Here is a 17,466-nt window from a genome sequence, read left to right as displayed (position 1 = left end):
TACTCATGCGTATGGAATCAAACCCGTCCACCAAGACCTCTTTCCTCACTGCCGACGGTTTGTCTCTGGCGGTGGATCTGCGTCATCCGTCGGGCCAGCCGACGCTGCTGTTCGCGCATGGCTTTGGCCAGACGCGTGGCGCCTGGAACGCTGCGGCGGCGACGATGGCGAGGCAAGGCTTCCGCTGCGTGAGTTTCGACAGCCGCGGCCACGGCGAAAGCGACCGGATTGCCGGTGGCGATTACCACATGGAACAGTTTGTCGACGATCTGCTCGGATTGGCCCGTGCGCAGCCGGAGCCGCCCATTCTGGTGGGGGCATCGATGGGTGGCTTGTTGGGCCTCGTGGTAGCGGGGGAGGTCCGGCCATCGCCTTTCCGCGCTTTGGTGCTGGTGGACATCACGCCGCGCTGGGAAACATCGGGTGTCGAGCGCATCCTGGCTTTCATGCAAGCGCACCCGGACGGTTTCGCCAGTTACGCCGAAGCGGCCGAACAGATCGCGGCTTATCTACCGCAACGACGCGAACGCAAGAGCGAACAACAGCTGCGTCCATTGCTGCGCGAAGGCGCAGACGGGCGCCTGCGTTGGCACTGGGATCCGGCCTTGCTGGCCGGTGGCCTGGTGAGCGAAAGCGAGCGTTATCAACCGCGACTGCTCGCGGCCGCAGCCAAAGTCGATGTGCCGGTATTGCTCCTTTCCGGCGAGCGGAGCGATGTGGTTTCGCATCGCACGGTCGACGAGTTTCTTGCGTTGGTGCCGCATGCGCGTCATGCCGAGGTAGCGGGCGCCACCCATATGTTGGCCGGCGATGCAAACGATGCATTCACGGCCGAGATCGCAGGCTTCATCGCAAGCCTGGAGACCGCCGACGTCCCTGCGGACGCGGCCAAGCAACCTGCAACGAGGTGTTGAGATGTCCGTACTATTGACCCTACTGGCGGCGCTCATAGCGACTGGCGCCTGTGCATACCACCGCACCAGTTTGCGCACCTGGGCGGTGGCCACCGTGGCCATCACGTTGGTGGTCGGCTTGCTGACGCAAGCATCGGTAACGATGGTGATTTTGCTGATCATCGAGCTGGCGATCGCCGTACCTCTGCTGCTGATCGACTTTCGTCGCAAGCAGATCAGCGCGCCGCTGCTGAAACTGTTCGCCAAGGTGACGCCGAAATTATCGGATACCGAACAGACAGCACTGGAAGCCGGCACTGTCGGTTTCGAAGGCGAGCTGTTCTCCGGCAAACCCGCCTGGCATGAGTTGCTGAAGCAACCCAAGCCCGAGCTCAGCGTGGAAGAAAAAGCCTTCCTCGACGGCCCGGTGGAACAGTTGTGCGGCATGCTCGACGACTGGCAGATCACTCACGAGCTAGCCGATCTACCGCCGGAAGTCTGGGATTTCGTCAAGAAGCACAAATTCTTCGGCATGATCATTCCGAAGCAGTACGGCGGCCTGCAGTTCTCCGCACTGGCGCATTCGGCGGTGCTGCAGAAACTGGCCACGATGTCGGCAACGGTGGCTTCCACGGTGGCGGTGCCCAACTCGCTCGGCCCGGCCGAACTGCTGCTTCATTACGGCAGCGACGAACAGAAGAATTTCTATCTACCACGCCTGGCGGTCGGTGAGGAAATTCCGTGCTTCGCACTCACCGGCCCTTACGCGGGTTCCGACGCCACGTCGATTCCCGATTACGGCATCGTGTGCAAGCAGGTCGTCGATGGTGTTGAAACCATCGGCATGAAACTGAATTTCGACAAGCGTTACATCACGCTGGCGCCTATCGCCACGGTCGTGGGTCTGGCGTTCCGTCTGTACGATCCCGAGCACCTGCTCGGTGACAAAGAGGATCTTGGCATCACGTTGGCGCTTCTGCCGCGCAGCACGCCGGGCCTGGAAATCGGTCGCCGTCATTTCCCGCTCAACGTGCCGTTCCAGAACGGCCCGGTGCGCGGCAAGGATATTTTCGCGCCGCTGTCGACGCTGATCGGCGGGCCGCATATGGCCGGCCACGGTTGGCGCATGCTGGTGGAATGTCTCTCGGTGGGGCGCGCCATCTCGCTGCCTTCCAATGCCACCGGCGGCGTGCGCATGGCAGTCGCGGCGACGGGCACTTATGCGCGCATGCGCAAGCAATTCGGACTCGCGGTTGCGCGCTTCGAGGGTGTGGAAGAGGCCTTGGCGCGTATCGGTGGACTCACCTATGCGACGGCAGCGTTGTCACGCGCCACAGCGGCGGCCGTAGATCGCGGTGAAAAGCCAGCGGTGCCGTCGGCTATCGCCAAGTATCACGCCACCGAATGGGGCCGGGTGATCGCGGGCGACGCGATGGATGTGCACGGCGGCAAGGCCGTGCAGCTAGGTCCGAAGAACTACGCAGGGCGCGCGTGGCAGGGTGTGCCGATCGCTATCACGGTGGAGGGCGCCAACATCATGACGCGCAGCCTGATGATCTTCGGTCAGGGTGCCATTCGCTGCCATCCTTATGTGCTTAAGGAAATGCAGGCGCTGTCGATCCCCGACTACGGCGATCGCTTGAAAACATTCGACCGCGCTTTGTTCGGGCATCTGGGTTTCGGTATTTCCAATGCCGTGCGCAGCTTCGTGCTCGGCGTGACCGGTGCGCGCATCGGTGACACGGCCGGTGATGCGTATACGCGTCGCTATTACCGCAAACTCAATCGTTATTCCGCTGCGCTGGCGTTGTGTGCGGATACCTTCATGGGTGTGCTCGGCGGCAAGCTGAAGTTCAAGGAAAAGCTCTCCGCGCGCTTGGGCGACGTATTGAGCTATCTCTACATCGCGAGCGCCATGCTGAAGCGTTATGAGGATACCGGCCGTCCGGAAGCGGATCGCCCGTTGCTGGCTTGGGCATTCCACGAATGCATGTGGCGCACGCAGATGGCGCTGGACGGTGCGATCCGCAACTTCCCAGTGCGCCCCGTGGCGTGGTTGCTGCACGTGCTGGTGTTCCCGTTCGGTCGCCGCGAAGTGCCGCCGTCGGACCGCCTCGGCCGTCGCGTTGCCGCCATCATCACGGCGCCGGGCGAAGCGCGCGATCGTTTGCTCGAATGGGCCTATCTCACGCCAACGGCCAACAACACCGTTGGTCGCATGAATGCGTTGCTGCCCGACGTGATCGCCGCTGAGCCCATGGAGCGCAAGTTCGGCAAGGCGCTAAAGGCTGGGCAACTAACTGCGCACGACTACCAGGGCCAGCTGGACGAGGCGGTGAAAGCCGGTGTGATCGATCCCAGCGAAGCGGCGTTGCTCAAGCGCGTGCGCGAAGGGGTGTTCGAGTTCATTTCCGTGGACGATTTCGATCCGGCCGAGCTGCGTGCGGCGGTGATTCGCAACGATCCGAAAAAATTGGCCGACGCCGCGCAACGCGCCGCGTAAGACGCCGTGACTTCTACGGTGGCCCGTCATGGGCCACCGTCCTAGGGGAATACGATGAGTGCGTCGCTACTGTCGTTGTACCACCGCATCACGCGTTGGCCGGGCGGTCATTGGCTGTTTTCGCGTGCGGTTTGCCTCAGGGCGCCGTATTTCTCGACCATCGCGCCGCGCTTTGTGGCGCTGGAACCAGGGCGTTGCGAAGTGCGCATCCGCGATCGCCGACGCGTACACAATCATATCGGTACCGTGCATGCGATCGCGCTGTGCAATATGGCCGAATTGAGCGCCGGCGTGATGGCGGAGGCTACCTTGCCGCCTGGTATGCGCTGGATTCCCAAAGGGATGAGCGTGGAATACTTGAGTAAGGCACGTGGCACCATGTGCGCGATCGCCACGCCAGAGACAACCAATGTTGCCGCGGATACCGGCATCGATTGGCCGGTGATCGTGCAGGTTACCGACCCTGCGGGTCTTCCGGTCTTCCGGGCGCGTATTACGATGTGGGTGTCGCCACGGCATTAGCCATGCGCACACCGCACGTTGAATCCATCGGGTCGATGAATTCAACGTGCAATGATTGATCTACCGAACGATTCTTAGTCAGAGGCCCGTCGATCGGCGGGACCAGGCCGGCGCCACGATGCTTCCGCGACGCAGCGCCACGATCAGCAACGCGATCGATACCAGCAAACTAGCCGACATAGCCACCACCGATGCCTCGGCACCGAACACGCCGCCGCTCAGCCAGGTGGGCCCGGTACGCGTGGAGATCAGCCATCCGCTCTCTTTCATGCCCGATACGGGGATGCCGTAGACCGTCCCCTGCATGATGTTCCAAGCCGCGTGCAGGCCGATGCAGGCCCATAGCGAACGCGTCACATGAAAAACAAGAGCGAGCAAGATACCCGCTTCGACGGCAATGGCGAGCGAACTCCACAACGTGGCGCCCGGGTTGAAGACGTGCGCGCCGCCGAAGAACAAAGCCGAAATGGCCAGCGCCCACCAGGTGCCCATGCCTTCTTCGAGGATGCGAAACAGCACACCACGCGTGATGATCTCTTCGCCGATGCCAGCGCCGATGCCGGCCTCCAGCACCGCGGGCATCCAATCCACCTGCGCATTGGTGCCGGACACATGGTAGCTGCCGAACAACCACAACAGGCCCACGATCGCGCTGAACAATATGACGCCGCCGATCAGGCCGGCGACACCGTACGTCGGTATCGTGCGCGGTGACAACTCACGGATCGACCTTCGCTCGATAAAAAGTACGAGGATGACGTAGCCGAGGATGGCAGGCAGCAGCTGCAACGACATCATGGCGAACGCGTGCTGCAACGGATTGGCGGCTTTGCCCGTCCAGCCGAGCATCGGCACGATGGCGTGGACGACATAGCCGATTCCAAACAGCATGGCTGCGAAGAGCACGATGCGCGCTCCCGCCGAGTACACCAGCCAGCGTTGCCATGCCGGCGCCGACGATGGCGTGATGAAAGCGACGGATCCTGTCATACATATCTCCTGATGTGGTTGCAGGCAGGCTAAGCGGTGCTGAGCGGCGAACGCAGTGCCATACGTCACGCGTCGGGCGGCGATAGCACGCACCGGTTCTTGCCTTTTTCCTTGGCTTCATAGAGTGCGCGGTCCGCGGCTTGGATCAATTGCTCGTCGCTATCGATCCCGTCGTGCCACAAGGCGATGCCGATGCTCGCGCTCACGTGCGCAATGAAATCCCCGCGCTGGCCACTGAGCGAATACGGTTGGGCAAGCATGCGGCACATTTCCTGGCAGCGCTCGAGCAACGGCGGGACGCCGGTCACGTCCTCGAAGATCAGCGCGAATTCGTCACCGCCCAAACGCGCGACTGTGTCGTTGGTGCGCACGTGGCCGCTAAGTCGGGAGGAAATGGCCTGCAGCAGCGCATCGCCGGCAGGATGTCCGTACGTGTCGTTCACCGCCTTGAAGCCGTCGATATCCACCAGCGCGAGTGCGAAGCGGCTGTCGTGCCGCGTGCTGCGTTGCATCGCCGCGCGTAAGCGATCATGGAACAGCACGCGATTGGGCAAGCCGGTCAGCATGTCGTGGGTGGCCTGATGCCGCACTTTCGCCTCGATACGTTGGCGCTCGGCGATTTCCACCTGTAATTGCTGATTGCGCGCCGACAGTTCTTCCATCGCTTGTTGAAGCTGCATGCGCGCTGCATTGAGCTCCAGGAATACGCGCACCTTGGATTGCAGGATCGCGTCGTTGATCGGTTTGGCGATGTAGTCCACCGCACCGGAGCGATAACCTTTGAGTCGGTTGAGATCATCTGCGTAAGCGGCGGTCACGAAGATCACCGGCGTGTCGTGCAATTGTTCGGCCTCGGCAAGCAGGGCAGCCACTTCGAAGCCATCCATGTCGGGCATGTTCACGTCAAGCAGAATCAGCGCGAATCGCTGATCCAGGCATAGCGACAGGGCTTCATTACCGCTGCTCGCCTCAACCAGTTCGGCGCCGCAATCGGCAAGCAAGCGGCGCATCGCGACCAGGTTGGCACGCGTGTCGTCGACAACCAGGATTTTAGGAGGAGACATAAGTTATGCCAGGCACAGACGATTGAGCAGAGGGGCAATTTCGGGCAGGGCAACGCAGTGGTCCGCACCGGCGATGTCCAGCGCGGCTTGCGGCATGAGCGCCACTTCGGCACTGGCCGGAGACTGAACGACAGCGACGCCGTGCAACTGGCGAATCCGATGCAGGCCTTTGGCACCGTCGACGTTGCCGCCGGTCAGCACGACGCCGATCAGCGTCTCGCGCCAGACTTCAGCAGCGGAGGTGAACATGACGTCAATGGAGGGGCGCGCGTGATTGACGCGCGGATCGATCGACAGGGCGAAATGCAAGTCGCTTTCCACCAGCAGGTGATAGCCGGTGGGTGCCATCTGCACGACACCTGGACGCACGGCATGTCGTTCGGCGGCCTCGATCACCGGCAGCGGCGAAACTCGTCCCAGCACTTCGCAGAGCAGGTCGACCGTGTCGGAACTGCTATGGCAGCACACCAGCACGGCTTGAGTCAGTTTTGCGTCGAGTCCGCCAAGCACCGCCTTGAGCGCATCGACGCCGCCCGCCGAACATCCCATCACGATGGCCGCAGGCGTGGTCATGCGAGTTTTCGCTCCGAACGACTGGCCAGACGGTAAATACGCAAGGGCCCCGCGAAAGGACTGAAATCGGCCGACGACGACGCGTAGTCCAAGCTTTCGCGCAAACCCAGGCAGAGGAAGCCGCCGCGGACGAGGCTGTCGCGAAACTGCGATAGCACATGATCCTGCAGCAGATTGGAAAAATAGATGAGCACGTTGCGGCAAAGTATCAGATGCGCTTCGCAAAACACGCCGTCGGAGACAAGGTTGTGCCGTGCGAACGTCACGTTCCGGCGCAATCGCTGGTCGAGCTTGAGCAGGTTATAGCGCGCGCTGTAGTAATCGGCCAGTGAACGCGTTCCGCCGGATGCCTGGTAGTTGCGCGACCACTGTTGCGCTTCGCGAGCAGGGTAGATGCCCTCCTGGGCCTGTTGCAGGGCGCGTTCGCTAAGGTCGGTCGCAAAAATCTGCGTGCGCTCGTAAAGCCCGGCCTCCTCCAGCAGGATCGCGAGCGAGTACACCTCCTGACCATGCGCACAACCGGCCTGCCAGATATTGATCTGAGGATACGAGGCTAGCACCGGCAAAACCTGCTCGCGCAGGGCGCGGAACATAACCGGATCGCGGAACATGTCCGAGGCCGGCACGGTTAAGCCTTCCAGCAGGCGCGGCAATAGTTGAGGCTCGTGCATGACGCGTTCGATCAGGCCGCTGATCGTCTTGCATTCGAGTTGATCGGAGAGTTGGCGCACGCGCCGTTTCAGCGACGCCGGCGCGTATTGGCTGAAGTCGTAGCCATGGCGACGCTGGAGCGCCTGCACGAACAGCTCTACCTCGATGTTGTCCAGCTCGGGAGATACCGGTGACTGATCCATGTGTCAGCCGCGTAGCCAGACGTGCATCATTGATGCGAGCTTGTCCAGGTCGATCGGCTTGGACAAGTAATCGTTGGCGCCTGCTTCCAGGCACAGTTCGCGGTCGCCGCGCATAGCCTTGGCCGTGAGCGCAATGATCGGCAGTTGAGCAAGCGTCGGTTGTGCGCGGATGGCGCGCGTGGCTTCGTAGCCATCCATGCCGGGCATCATGATGTCCATCAGCACCAATTCGATGTGCGGGCTCTCGGCGAGCATCTGCAAAGCCTTGTGGCCATCCTGAGCCATGGTTACCTGCATGCCCCAGCTGCGAAGCACCTTGGACAGGGCAAACAAATTGCGCATGTCGTCGTCGACCAGCAGCACGTGATGACCGTGCAGTTCGTCCTGGCCGGAGGGCGAGGCGGTCGGGCTTGGGCCCGATGTGTGACGGATGCTGTGCAGGAACAGGCTAACTTCGTCGAGCAGACGTTCCGGAGAACGCGCACCCTTGATCACGATGCTGTCGGTGTACTGACGGATGCGCAGATTTTCTTCGCGGCTCAAATCACGGCCCGAATACACCACCACCGGCGGAATGCTGCCGCTGTCGGCGAGTTTCTCGAGGAGATCCAGGCCTGACATGCCGGGCAGGCCAAGATCGAGCACGATGCAGTCGTAGCCCATTTTTGCGATCTTTTCCATGGCTTCTTCGCCGGAGCCAGCTTCGTCGATCACCACGTCGTCGTGTTGCAGCAAGGTGCGAACGGCACTGCGTGCACTGGCATCGTCATCGACGATCAGCAGTTGCCGCGTGCGGCCCTTCGCGAAATGCAGCAGGCGTTCGAACGCTTCGTTGATGGCTTCTCGCGTCACCGGCTTGGTAAGGAAGCCCACGGCACCGAACTCGCGCCCACGCCCGGCATCGTCAGTGGCGGAGATAAAGTGCACCGGGATGTGTCGGGTGGCCGGGTCGGCTTTGAGTCGCTCGATCACCGTCCAGCCGTCCATGCCGGGCAGCATCACGTCGAGCAGGATGCCCACGGGGTGATAGCGGCGCGCAAGTTCGAGACAGCTTTCGCCGTCGACCGCGTGCAGCATGCGATGATCCTTCTGTCGCACCATGTCGGCTAGGATGCGTGCGAATGAGGGGTCGTCCTCGACAATCAAGATGACGCTGTCCCCCGGCGCGATGCGCTCGCGATCGTCAGCCACGCCCATCGCGGGCAACACAGCGCGCGTGGCCGGTCGCGTTGCCGGCGCCTGGCCGGTCGCCGATGCCGCCGTTGCAGTCGTCGCCGTAGTGTCGGCGCTGCGTTCGGGCAGGAGCAACGCGAATTCGCTTCCCTTGCCCACTTCGCTGCGCAAGACGATGTCGCCGCCGAGCAGTTCGGCCATGCGCCGCGAAATGCTCAAGCCCAGGCCCGTACCGCCGAATTGCCGGCTGGTGCTGTTGTCGGCCTGTTCGAAGGCGTTAAAGATGCGATTCAGTTTGTCAGCGGGTATGCCGATGCCGCTGTCCTTCACGCTGATCGCAATCAAATCATGCCCATTCAATGCTTCGGGTATCGGCAGGTCGGCGGCGGGGCGGCCGATGTGCACGAGGATGGCACCCTTCGCCGTGAACTTGAATGCATTGGCAAGCAGATTGTTGATGATCTGCTCCAGGCGATTGGGGTCGGTATGGACTTCGGCCGGCAGTCCATCGTCGACAATCACCTTGTAGTCGAGCTTTTTCTCGCGAGCCACATGGTCGAAATTGCGGCACAGGCTGCGCGCGAGATTTTGCAGCGAAAAATCCATCAGCGACAGTTCCATCTTGCCCGCTTCGATCTTGGACAGGTCGAGGATGTCGTTGATGAGACGAAGCAAACTCGAGCCTGCATCGTGGATGATGCGTGCTGATTCGATCTGCTCTTCTTCGAGGTTTCCTTCGCGATTGTCGGCAAGACTGCGCGAGAGGATCAGCAGGCTGTTCAGTGGTGTGCGCAGCTCGTGCGACATGTTGGCGAGGAATTCGCTTTTGTACTGGCTGGCGCGCGCCAGTTCCTCGGCTTTTTGCGCGGTGTCGCGTTGGAGTGCCTCCAGTTGCTGTTTCTGTTGACGCAGTGTGTCGGTTTTGAGCCGCAACTCCTCGTTGGAGGCTTGCAGTTCGTCGGCCTGCACGCGCAGTTCTTCTTCCGATGCGAGCAGGCGTTGCGATTGTTCCTCCAGCTCGATCGTTTTGTTCTGCAACGTATCGTTCGCTTCGCGCAACGCCTGTTGCTGCTGGCGCATCGTCACGCTCGATAGACGCAGTTCGTCCGCTTGCTCGCGCGTCTGGTCGAGCAAGTCTTGCGTATTCACCGCGCGATTGAGATTTTCCAGCGTGAGAGCCACCAATGGCAGAAGCTCGTCAAGCAGTTGCCGATGCGATGCCGAAAGCGGCGTAAAGCTGGCGAACTCGAGCACGCCTACCAGTTGGTCGCGCAGTAGCAAAGGCTGGATCGTTAGATGGCGCGGCAATGCCTCGCCACTACCGGAGTCGATGCGTAGGTAGTTGCTCGGCACATCGTCGAGTGCGATCGCCTTTCGCGAAAGCGCGCACTGGCCGACGAGACCTTCGCCGGGTACGTATGCATCGGGGCTGTTTTGCAGACGCAGTCCGTAGCTACCCAATAAATCCAGGCGCTGGCGCGATTCGTCGTAGCCGTAGAGCAGGGCGATGCCGGCTTGCAGCAGCGGCATGAGCTGGGCAGTAAAGCGTTCGGCAAAATCGCGATGGTTGGTGGCTTCCTGCAGGCTGGCGGAGATCGTCGCCATCTGGTGCTTCAGCTTAGCCTGCTCGTCCGTGTCGATGACCATCTGTTTGAATGTGAGCAACGCTTGCGAGATTTCACCGATTTCGTCGCGGCGTCCAATGCCGCGTATTTGGATGTCATGGTCATGCGCGGCGAGGCGGGTCATCAGGTCGGTCAGGCGGCGTATCGGGCGAGTGACCATGCGCGAGGTGAGCGAGATCACCATCAGGCCAAGCAGCAACCCGATCAGCGCGCTGACCATGTTCATGTAGAACGTGTCGCGCAATACGCGCTCTATGTTGTTATTGCGTTCAACCAGGAGGTGACGTTCCGTGGCGCTCATCTCATCCATGATCGCGCTGAAATCCTCGGTCCTTACCGTGCGATGGGCGAGATATTCCGCCTGAATACGCGCTGTTTCCTGCGCTACGGCTTGTGGATCGGTGGTTTTGATGGCCGCATCCGGTGCGATGACCATCTGTTGCAGTTCGCGATTCCATTGCGCGACCAGTGCCTGGATGTGATCGATACGAAGCTGTTGCAGCGTGTTATCGCTGGTCAGCTGGCGCAGCGTCGCCAGCCGTTCCTGAAACGCCTTATTGCTGCTGTCGATCTGCGCGAGTTCGCTGGCACGGTGGCTGAGCAGAAAGCCGCGCAAACCGATCTGGGCGGACAACGCGTTACGTTGCAGCGTTTCGATCTGTACCAGCACCTGGTAGGTGTGATCGGCCCATTGCCGGGTCTCGGCCTGCCGGTTCTGCGAGGCGACGTTGACCAGGCCATTGACCAGGAACACGCAGAGCAGCAGGCCGGTCGCCAGAAGGATCTTGTAGCGAATGGGCAGGTTTGCCAGCCACGAATACTTCCTCGGTGTCGACGTCACGCTGGAACTGGCCATGCGAAATCCCGTTGATGTGCAATGGGCGGCCGTTGGCGCCCGGGGAAACCCGGGCGGCAGATGGGGCCATTGAGATCAGATTAGCGAGATGCCCGCGGGCGCGGTAGCCGCCGGGATGCCGGATGAGTGACGACCGGGTGAAGGCTGTCGCGGAGGCGGCTCAGGCGTCGATGGAGGCGGCGTGTTCGCGGGTAGCCGAGAAGCGCACCGCGGGCGAACGCTCCTGGGCGAGCTGCAGGTTGACGCGCGAAGGGGCCAGATAGACCAGTTCGCCGGCAGCATCGATGCCAAGGTTCATTGCGTTCTTCTCACGGAATTCCTCCAGCTTCTTAGGATCGTCGCAATGCACCCAGCGGGCGGTCACTACGCCGACGGATTCGAAGCTAGCATCTACCCCGTATTCGTCCTTCAGGCGGTAGGCCACCACATCGAACTGCAGCACACCGACCGCGCCGAGGATAAGGTCGTTGCTCATCAGCGGGCGGAAGAACTGGGTGGCGCCTTCTTCGGAAAGCTGCGCCAGACCCTTTTGCAGTGCCTTCATCTTCAGCGGATCGCGCAGACGCGCGCGGCGGAAGAGTTCCGGCGCGAAGTTGGGGATGCCGGTGAAGCTGATGGCTTCGCCTTCGGTGAACGTGTCGCCGATACTGATCGTGCCGTGATTGTGCAGGCCGATCACATCACCCGGATAGGCGCTCTCGACGATCTCGCGTTCGCTGGCCATGAACGTAAGCGCGTTGGCGATACGCACTTCCTTGTTGATGCGTGTCTGAATCATCTTCATGCCGGCGTTGTACGTGCCTGAGCACACACGCATGAAAGCCACGCGGTCGCGGTGGGCGGGGTCCATGTTGGCCTGGATCTTGAAGACAAAGCCGGTAAGCTTTTCTTCTTCCGGCTTCACTTCACGGCTGAGCGTGCTGCGTGACCGCGGTGGAGGCGCGTGCTCGACAAAGAAATCCAGCAGCAGCTGCACGCCGAAATTGTTCACCGCGGAGCCGAAAAATACAGGCGTGAGTTTGCCCGCCAGATATTTATCGAGATCGAATGGATGCGAAGCGCCTTGCACCAATTCCAGTTCTTCGCGCAATTCGTTCAATGCTTCCGCACCGATCGCTGCTTCCAGACCCGGTGCATCAAGGCCTTTGAAGATGGTCGAATCTTGCCGGGTGAAATTCTTGCCGGGCTCGAACACATGCACTTCGTCCAGCAGCAGGTGATACACGCCCTTGAGGCGTTTGCCCATGCCGATCGGCCAGGTCAGTGGCGCACAGGCGATGCCCAGCACCGATTCCACTTCGTCCAGCAGCTCGATCGGCGAACGACCTTCGCGGTCGAGCTTGTTGATGAACGTCATGATCGGCGTGTCGCGCAGACGACAAACCTCCATCAGCTTGATGGTGCGTTCTTCAACGCCCTTGGCGCAGTCGATCACCATCAGCGCCGAGTCCACCGCAGTCAGCACGCGATAGGTGTCTTCGGAGAAGTCCGCGTGACCGGGCGTGTCCAGCAGGTTGACGATCTTGCCCTCGTACGGGAACTGCATCACCGACGAGGTGACTGAAATGCCGCGCTCTTTCTCCAGCGCCATCCAGTCCGACGTCGCATGCCGCGCCGCCTTGCGGCCCTTCACCGAACCGGCCATCTGGATCGCACCGCCGAACAGCAGCAGTTTTTCGGTCAGCGTGGTCTTGCCCGCGTCAGGATGGCTGACGATGGCGAAGGTGCGGCGGCGGTGGGTTTCTTGCAGATGGCTGGACATGGGAGGGTCTAGGGCTCTTTTAACCCGCCATTGTAACGTGGAATGAGTGGGGTGCTTGGCGCAAGCGTCTGGCCCCAGACGCAACAAACCCGAGGATCGCTCCCCGGGTTTGCTGTGTTTGCACCGGATGCTGCCATCCGGCGAAGCGGAAGACGAAGGTTTACTTCGCTTCCTTCTCCATCAGTTTGGCAACCATGCTCGCCGGCACTTCTTCGTAATGGTCGAATTCCATCGTGAAGTTGCCGCGGCCGCTGGTGGCCGAGCGCAGGAAGTTGATGTAGCCGAACATTTCGGCCAGCGGTACGAAGCCCTGCACGAAGGCATTGGTGCCCTTCTGGCCCTGGTCGCTGATCGAGCCGCGGCGACGGTTGATGTCGCCGATCACGTCGCCGAGGTAGTCGGCTTCGGTCACGACTTCGAGCTTCATCACCGGCTCGAGCAGCTTCGGCTTGGACATGCGCTGTGCTTCGCGGAAGCAGGCGCGGCCTGCGATTTCGAAGGCGAGTGCCGAGGAGTCCACGTCGTGGTACTTGCCGTCGACGAGGCGTGCCTTGAAGTCCAGCACTTCGTAGCCGGCGACCTGACCCTGGCGGGATTCCACCGTGATCGCATGTTCCACCGCCGGGATGTATTCGCGCGGTACGCGGCCACCGACGATTTCGTCGGAGAACACCACGCCGGTGCCCGGCTCACCCGGCTCGAAGATGATCTTCACTTCGGCGAACTGACCCGAACCACCGGACTGCTTCTTGTGCGTGTAGGTGTGCTCGACCGTCTGGCCGAACGCTTCGCGGAAGCTGACCTTGGGCTTGCCCATGGTCGCGTCCACGCCCAGCTCGGTGCGCATACGGTCGATGGTGATTTCTAGGTGCAACTCGCCCATGCCCTTGAGCACGGTCTGTCCGGTTTCCTTGTCCACTTCCATGCGCAGCGACGGATCGGCCTTCACCATCTTGTAGAGCGCGGTGGAGAGCTTGTCGATGTCGTTGCGGCTCTTGGGTTCCACGGCCACGCTGATCACCGGGTCGGGGAAGCGCATGCGCTCCAGCAGGGCGGGATGTGCGGGATCGGAGAGCGAATCGCCAGTCTCGGTTTCCTTCATCGAGACGAAGGCGCAGATGTCGCCGGCGCGCACTTCTTCGATGTCCTTGGTGGCGTTGGCCTGCACTTCCACAATGCGGCCCACGCGTTCTTTCTTGCCGCGCGTGACGTTCTGCAGCGTGTCGCCCTTCTTGATCACGCCGGAGTAGATGCGGCAGAAGGTGAGGGTACCGAACTGATCGTTGATCACCTTGAACGCCAGCGCGCGCGCCGGTGCTTCGTCGATCACGCCCTGCTCGCCGATGACGTGACCGTCTTCGTCCACCATCGCGATGCCGCCGTTTTCGCCCGGGTACGGCATGTAGTCGACCACGGCGTCGAGCAACTGCTGCACGCCCTTGTTGCGGTACGAGGAGCCGCAGAACACCGGCACCAGCTTGCCTTGCACGCAGCCCTTACGGATGCACTTCTTCAACAGCTCCATGCTGAAGTCGCCGCTGGCGATGTAGGTGTCGACGTCGCCGGCGTTGAGCAGCTTGTCGAACGCCTCGTCGTCCATCTCCAGCGCCTTTTCGATCGTCTCTTCGCGCAGCTTGGCGAGGTTGGCGACCCATTCGTTATCGGCGGTGGACTCGAACTTCACCTTGCTGGCGATCTCGGCGAGCGGCACGGTATCCCACGGGCTGTCCTTGTCGTGGCCTTTCCAGATGTAGCCGACGCCGGCGACCAGGTCGGCCATGCCGACGAACTCGTCGTGGCTGCCCAGCGGCACCTGGCAGAGCAGGGCGTTGGCGCCCAGGCGCTCTTTGATGCCCTTCACGCAATGCGCGAAGTTGGCGCCGATGCGGTCCATCTTGTTGACGTAGCACACGCGCGGCACGTTGTACTGGTCGGCCAGGCGCCAGTTGGTTTCGGTCTGCGGTTCCACGCCGGCCACGCCGTCGAACACCACCACGGCACCGTCGAGCACGCGCAGCGAACGGTTCACTTCGATGGTGAAGTCCACGTGGCCTGGGGTGTCGATCACGTTGATCTGGTGACCCTTCCACTCGGTCGACACGGCGGCCGACTGAATGGTGATGCCGCGCTTGCGTTCCTGTTCCAGGTAATCGGTGGTGGTCGAGCCCTTGCCGTCCTTCGTATCGTGGACGTCGACGATCTGGTGCTTCTTACCGGTGTAGTACAGCACGCGCTCGGTCGTGGTGGTCTTACCAGCGTCGATGTGCGCGATGATGCCGATGTTGCGGTAGAGGCTTAGGGGTTTTTGGCGAGCCACAGTCTTGATTCCGTAAGTAAAAGTCGTTGGGCGAACAGGGGGCGGACATTCCGTGCACTGTCCGCAGAGTACGTTTCAAATGTGTATCCGGCGTTGCCGAGGCTGGCTGGCCGTCTGGCGCGCTCAATGCGCCGGGTTGGTCAGCAGATCCTCGTAGAAAGCGCCGAACGGTTCGGTCGGGTGCGCGATCTGGATTTCCAGCACCCATAGGCCGCTGGAAGGGCTTTCTTCAAAATCGCCCAGATCGCCGCCCTTGTGTACCGAGTGCGGAAAATCGCTGATGCGATGGCCTTTGATGGCGTGATTGAAACGCCAGCCCATCGCCTCGGCGCGCTCTTGGGCGTAATTATACAGGTTGTGGCCGGTGAGACCCTCCGAGCCCCATTTCGCGGCGACTTCCTGGAACAAATCCCGCGCCGCCTGGGCGCAGGCCTGCCGCTCGGGCGCATGGCCGACCACGAAGGTATCGCCGACGTCGCCCTCGTGGCCGTCGAATACCAGGCCCAGGTCGATGAAGTAAATGTCGTTTTCGCCTAGGCGTATATCGGGCTGGGAGGGTTGGCGATAGGTTTTGGTGGTGTTCGGGCCGATGCGGATGTACGGCGGGTGCCACAGCCGTTCCATGCCCAGGTCCCTGAACACATTGGCGGCTTCGGCCTTCGCCTCGTCTTCGCTGATCCCAGGTCGCATGCGTTCCCGAATGCCGTGCAGGGCTGCCCAGCTTTGCGCACGCGCGTGTTGCATCTTCGAGGGATCGAAGCGCTGTCCCACGGCCTGTCGATCATGGGCCTCTCGATCATGCTGCGTCATGGCCGATCCGCCACGAGTGTTTAGCTCGACAGCACGAGCAAAAGGCCGATCGCGGCGGGAAGTGCCTGGACCCATAGCACCTTGCGCGTGGCCGTGAGGCCGCCGTACACGCCGGCGACCAGTACGCAAGCTAGGAAGAAGATCTTCACATGCGTGCCTTCGACGCCACCGAGTATCAATCCCCAGGCCAGACCCGCAGCAAGGAAGCCGTTATAGAGCCCCTGGTTGGCGGCGAGCACCTTCGACTGCGCGGCGAACTCCGGCGTGATGCCGAAGGCACGCAGTCCTGCGGGTTTGTCCCACAGGAACATTTCCAGGGCCAGGAACCAAACGTGCATCAGCGCGATGATTCCGACCACGATGTTGGCAATTGTCGACATGCTGCGTTCTCCTTGCTGCAGGCCTGCGGATCAGCTCAGTGCGTAACCGAACTGCTCTTTGAACTGCGCGGCGAATTCCGCGTAGGTGAAGCGCTGATTTTGCGTGCCGGGATGTTCCACTTTCAGCGCGCCCATCAATGAAGCCATGCGGCCGATCGTAGGCCAATCCAGGCCCTTCATGATGCCGAAGATGAGTCCGGCGCGGTATGCGTCGCCGCAACCGGTGGGGTCGACGACCTGACGCTCGCGCGCCGGCGGAATCTCGTGCGTGGTGCCGTCAGTGTGAATCAGCGAACCGCGCGGGCCGAGCGTCACGATGTATGCCTTCACGCGCGAGGCAATCTCTGCCGCACTCCAGCCGGTGCGCTGCTGCAGCAACTGCGATTCGTAATCGTTGACGATCACGTACGTCGCCTTGTCGATCATCGCGCGGAACTCTTCGCCGCTGAAAAGCGGCATCGCCTGGCCCGGATCGAATACGAACGGCACACCGCGCGCCGCGAATTCATCCACGTGCTGCAGTATCGCGTCGCGGCCATCGGGTGCGACGATGCCGAAGCTGATCTGCGGAATGTCGCGCACATGGTTTTCGTGCGCGCTGGACATCGCGCCCGGATGGAAAGCGGTGATCTGGTTGTTGTCCAGGTCGGTGGTGATGAAGCACTGTGGCGTGAACTGATCCTCGAACACGCGGATGCCTTCCATGCGGATGCCGCACTTTTCCAGGTGCGCGCGATACGGAGCGAAATCCTGCCCAACCGCGGCCACCGGCAGCGGATCGCCGCCGAGCAGTTTCAGGTTGTAAGCGATGTTGCCGGCGCAGCCGCCGAATTCGCGGCGCATCGCCGGCACCAGGAACGACACATTCAGGATGTGCACCTGGTCGGGAAGGATGTGGTTCTTGAACTGGTCCTGGAACACCATGATGGTGTCGTAGGCGAGCGATCCGCAGATAACGGCAGACATGTTGGATAGGTGCCCCGGGTAGGTGGATGACCGGCCGATCGCACCGTGCGATCAGTCGCGGCATTCGTTTCGATCAAAGCCCGTCATCGTAACGGCATCGAGGTGGGAAGGCGACCTTTGTCCGTCTTCCTCTTTCTGCATACTTCAGCAGGGAAGAGGAAGCAAAAACAGGCTTTCT

The 17,466-nt window shown here is 61.5% G+C and carries 13 protein-coding genes; 3 read left to right on the top strand and 10 right to left on the bottom strand.

Features of this window, described 5'->3' with window-relative positions; all coding sequences use genetic code 11:
• Window positions 1-5: 5 nt before the first annotated feature.
• From QQL64_RS15375 to QQL64_RS15365, 3 genes are read left to right on the top strand one after another with little or no spacing between them, the layout of a single operon-like run.
• Entirely contained in the window at window positions 6-914 is a 909-nt protein-coding gene (locus QQL64_RS15375) for an alpha/beta fold hydrolase (protein ID WP_404601045.1), read from the top strand.
• Between the two features lies 1 nt (window position 915).
• Window positions 916-3,396, top strand: coding sequence for an acyl-CoA dehydrogenase (locus QQL64_RS15370; RefSeq protein ID WP_284401251.1), 2,481 nt, complete (start codon window positions 916-918; stop codon window positions 3,394-3,396).
• A gap of 54 nt (window positions 3,397-3,450) precedes the next feature.
• The gene (locus QQL64_RS15365; protein WP_284401249.1) at window positions 3,451-3,918 is read left to right on the top strand and encodes a hotdog fold domain-containing protein; all 468 of its coding nucleotides are present in this window, start codon (window positions 3,451-3,453) and stop codon (window positions 3,916-3,918) included.
• Window positions 3,919-3,996: 78 nt separating this feature from the next.
• On the opposite strand, the gene QQL64_RS15360 is transcribed toward QQL64_RS15365, so the two are convergent.
• The 10 genes from QQL64_RS15360 to QQL64_RS15315 form a co-directional block, all read right to left on the bottom strand.
• Window positions 3,997-4,908: a CPBP family intramembrane glutamic endopeptidase gene (locus tag QQL64_RS15360; protein WP_284401248.1), complete on the bottom strand. Its 912-nt coding sequence runs from the start codon at window positions 4,906-4,908 to the stop codon at window positions 3,997-3,999.
• A 65-nt stretch (window positions 4,909-4,973) separates the two neighbouring features.
• Window positions 4,974-5,972 carry a diguanylate cyclase domain-containing protein gene (locus QQL64_RS15355; RefSeq protein WP_284401246.1) on the bottom strand — a complete coding sequence of 333 codons (999 nt, stop codon included), beginning with the start codon at window positions 5,970-5,972 and terminating at the stop codon, window positions 4,974-4,976.
• Between the two features lie 3 nt (window positions 5,973-5,975).
• Complete coding sequence (locus QQL64_RS15350; protein WP_284401245.1) at window positions 5,976-6,545, bottom strand: chemotaxis protein CheB; 570 nt, start codon at window positions 6,543-6,545, stop codon at window positions 5,976-5,978.
• The gene (locus tag QQL64_RS15345; protein WP_284401244.1) at window positions 6,542-7,399 is read right to left on the bottom strand and encodes a CheR family methyltransferase; all 858 of its coding nucleotides are present in this window, start codon (window positions 7,397-7,399) and stop codon (window positions 6,542-6,544) included. The genes QQL64_RS15350 and QQL64_RS15345 overlap by 4 nt, the downstream gene beginning before the upstream one ends.
• Window positions 7,400-7,402: 3 nt before the next feature.
• Window positions 7,403-11,053 (bottom strand): response regulator, encoded by a 3,651-nt coding sequence (locus QQL64_RS15340; RefSeq protein ID WP_284401243.1) that lies wholly within the window; start codon window positions 11,051-11,053, stop codon window positions 7,403-7,405.
• Between the two features lie 160 nt (window positions 11,054-11,213).
• On the bottom strand, window positions 11,214-12,815 hold the full coding sequence (locus QQL64_RS15335) for a peptide chain release factor 3 (protein WP_284401240.1): 1,602 nt from the start codon (window positions 12,813-12,815) through the stop codon (window positions 11,214-11,216).
• Window positions 12,816-12,975: 160 nt separating this feature from the next.
• On the bottom strand, window positions 12,976-15,132 hold the full coding sequence (gene fusA, locus QQL64_RS15330) for an elongation factor G (RefSeq protein ID WP_284401239.1): 2,157 nt from the start codon (window positions 15,130-15,132) through the stop codon (window positions 12,976-12,978).
• 123 nt (window positions 15,133-15,255) lie between these two features.
• Entirely contained in the window at window positions 15,256-15,942 is a 687-nt protein-coding gene (locus QQL64_RS15325; RefSeq protein WP_284401237.1) for a M24 family metallopeptidase, read from the bottom strand.
• Window positions 15,943-15,962: 20 nt separating this feature from the next.
• Window positions 15,963-16,322 (bottom strand): DUF1304 domain-containing protein, encoded by a 360-nt coding sequence (locus tag QQL64_RS15320; RefSeq protein ID WP_284401236.1) that lies wholly within the window; start codon window positions 16,320-16,322, stop codon window positions 15,963-15,965.
• A gap of 30 nt (window positions 16,323-16,352) precedes the next feature.
• Window positions 16,353-17,288 carry a carbohydrate kinase family protein gene (locus tag QQL64_RS15315; RefSeq protein WP_284401234.1) on the bottom strand — a complete coding sequence of 312 codons (936 nt, stop codon included), beginning with the start codon at window positions 17,286-17,288 and terminating at the stop codon, window positions 16,353-16,355.
• Window positions 17,289-17,466 lie beyond the last annotated feature (178 nt).

Source organism: Dyella lipolytica (assembly GCF_030160075.1).
Lineage (GTDB): Bacteria > Pseudomonadota > Gammaproteobacteria > Xanthomonadales > Rhodanobacteraceae > Dyella_B > Dyella_B lipolytica.
This window is presented reverse-complemented; position numbering and strand designations above follow the sequence as displayed.

Excerpts from the sequence above, each read along its gene's own strand:
- QQL64_RS15375 (WP_404601045.1), top strand. The coding sequence starts at position 6 with ATGCGTATGGAATCAAACCCGTCCACCAAGACCTCTTTCCTCACTGCC.
- QQL64_RS15370 (WP_284401251.1), top strand. The coding sequence starts at position 916 with ATGTCCGTACTATTGACCCTACTGGCGGCGCTCATAGCGACTGGCGCC.
- QQL64_RS15365 (WP_284401249.1), top strand. The coding sequence starts at position 3,451 with ATGAGTGCGTCGCTACTGTCGTTGTACCACCGCATCACGCGTTGGCCG.
- QQL64_RS15360 (WP_284401248.1), bottom strand. The coding sequence starts at position 4,908 with ATGACAGGATCCGTCGCTTTCATCACGCCATCGTCGGCGCCGGCATGG.
- QQL64_RS15355 (WP_284401246.1), bottom strand. The coding sequence starts at position 5,972 with ATGTCTCCTCCTAAAATCCTGGTTGTCGACGACACGCGTGCCAACCTG.
- QQL64_RS15350 (WP_284401245.1), bottom strand. The coding sequence starts at position 6,545 with ATGACCACGCCTGCGGCCATCGTGATGGGATGTTCGGCGGGCGGCGTC.
- QQL64_RS15345 (WP_284401244.1), bottom strand. The coding sequence starts at position 7,399 with ATGGATCAGTCACCGGTATCTCCCGAGCTGGACAACATCGAGGTAGAG.
- QQL64_RS15340 (WP_284401243.1), bottom strand. The coding sequence starts at position 11,053 with ATGGCCAGTTCCAGCGTGACGTCGACACCGAGGAAGTATTCGTGGCTG.
- QQL64_RS15335 (WP_284401240.1), bottom strand. The coding sequence starts at position 12,815 with ATGTCCAGCCATCTGCAAGAAACCCACCGCCGCCGCACCTTCGCCATC.
- QQL64_RS15325 (WP_284401237.1), bottom strand. The coding sequence starts at position 15,942 with ATGACGCAGCATGATCGAGAGGCCCATGATCGACAGGCCGTGGGACAG.
- QQL64_RS15320 (WP_284401236.1), bottom strand. The coding sequence starts at position 16,322 with ATGTCGACAATTGCCAACATCGTGGTCGGAATCATCGCGCTGATGCAC.
- QQL64_RS15315 (WP_284401234.1), bottom strand. The coding sequence starts at position 17,288 with ATGTCTGCCGTTATCTGCGGATCGCTCGCCTACGACACCATCATGGTG.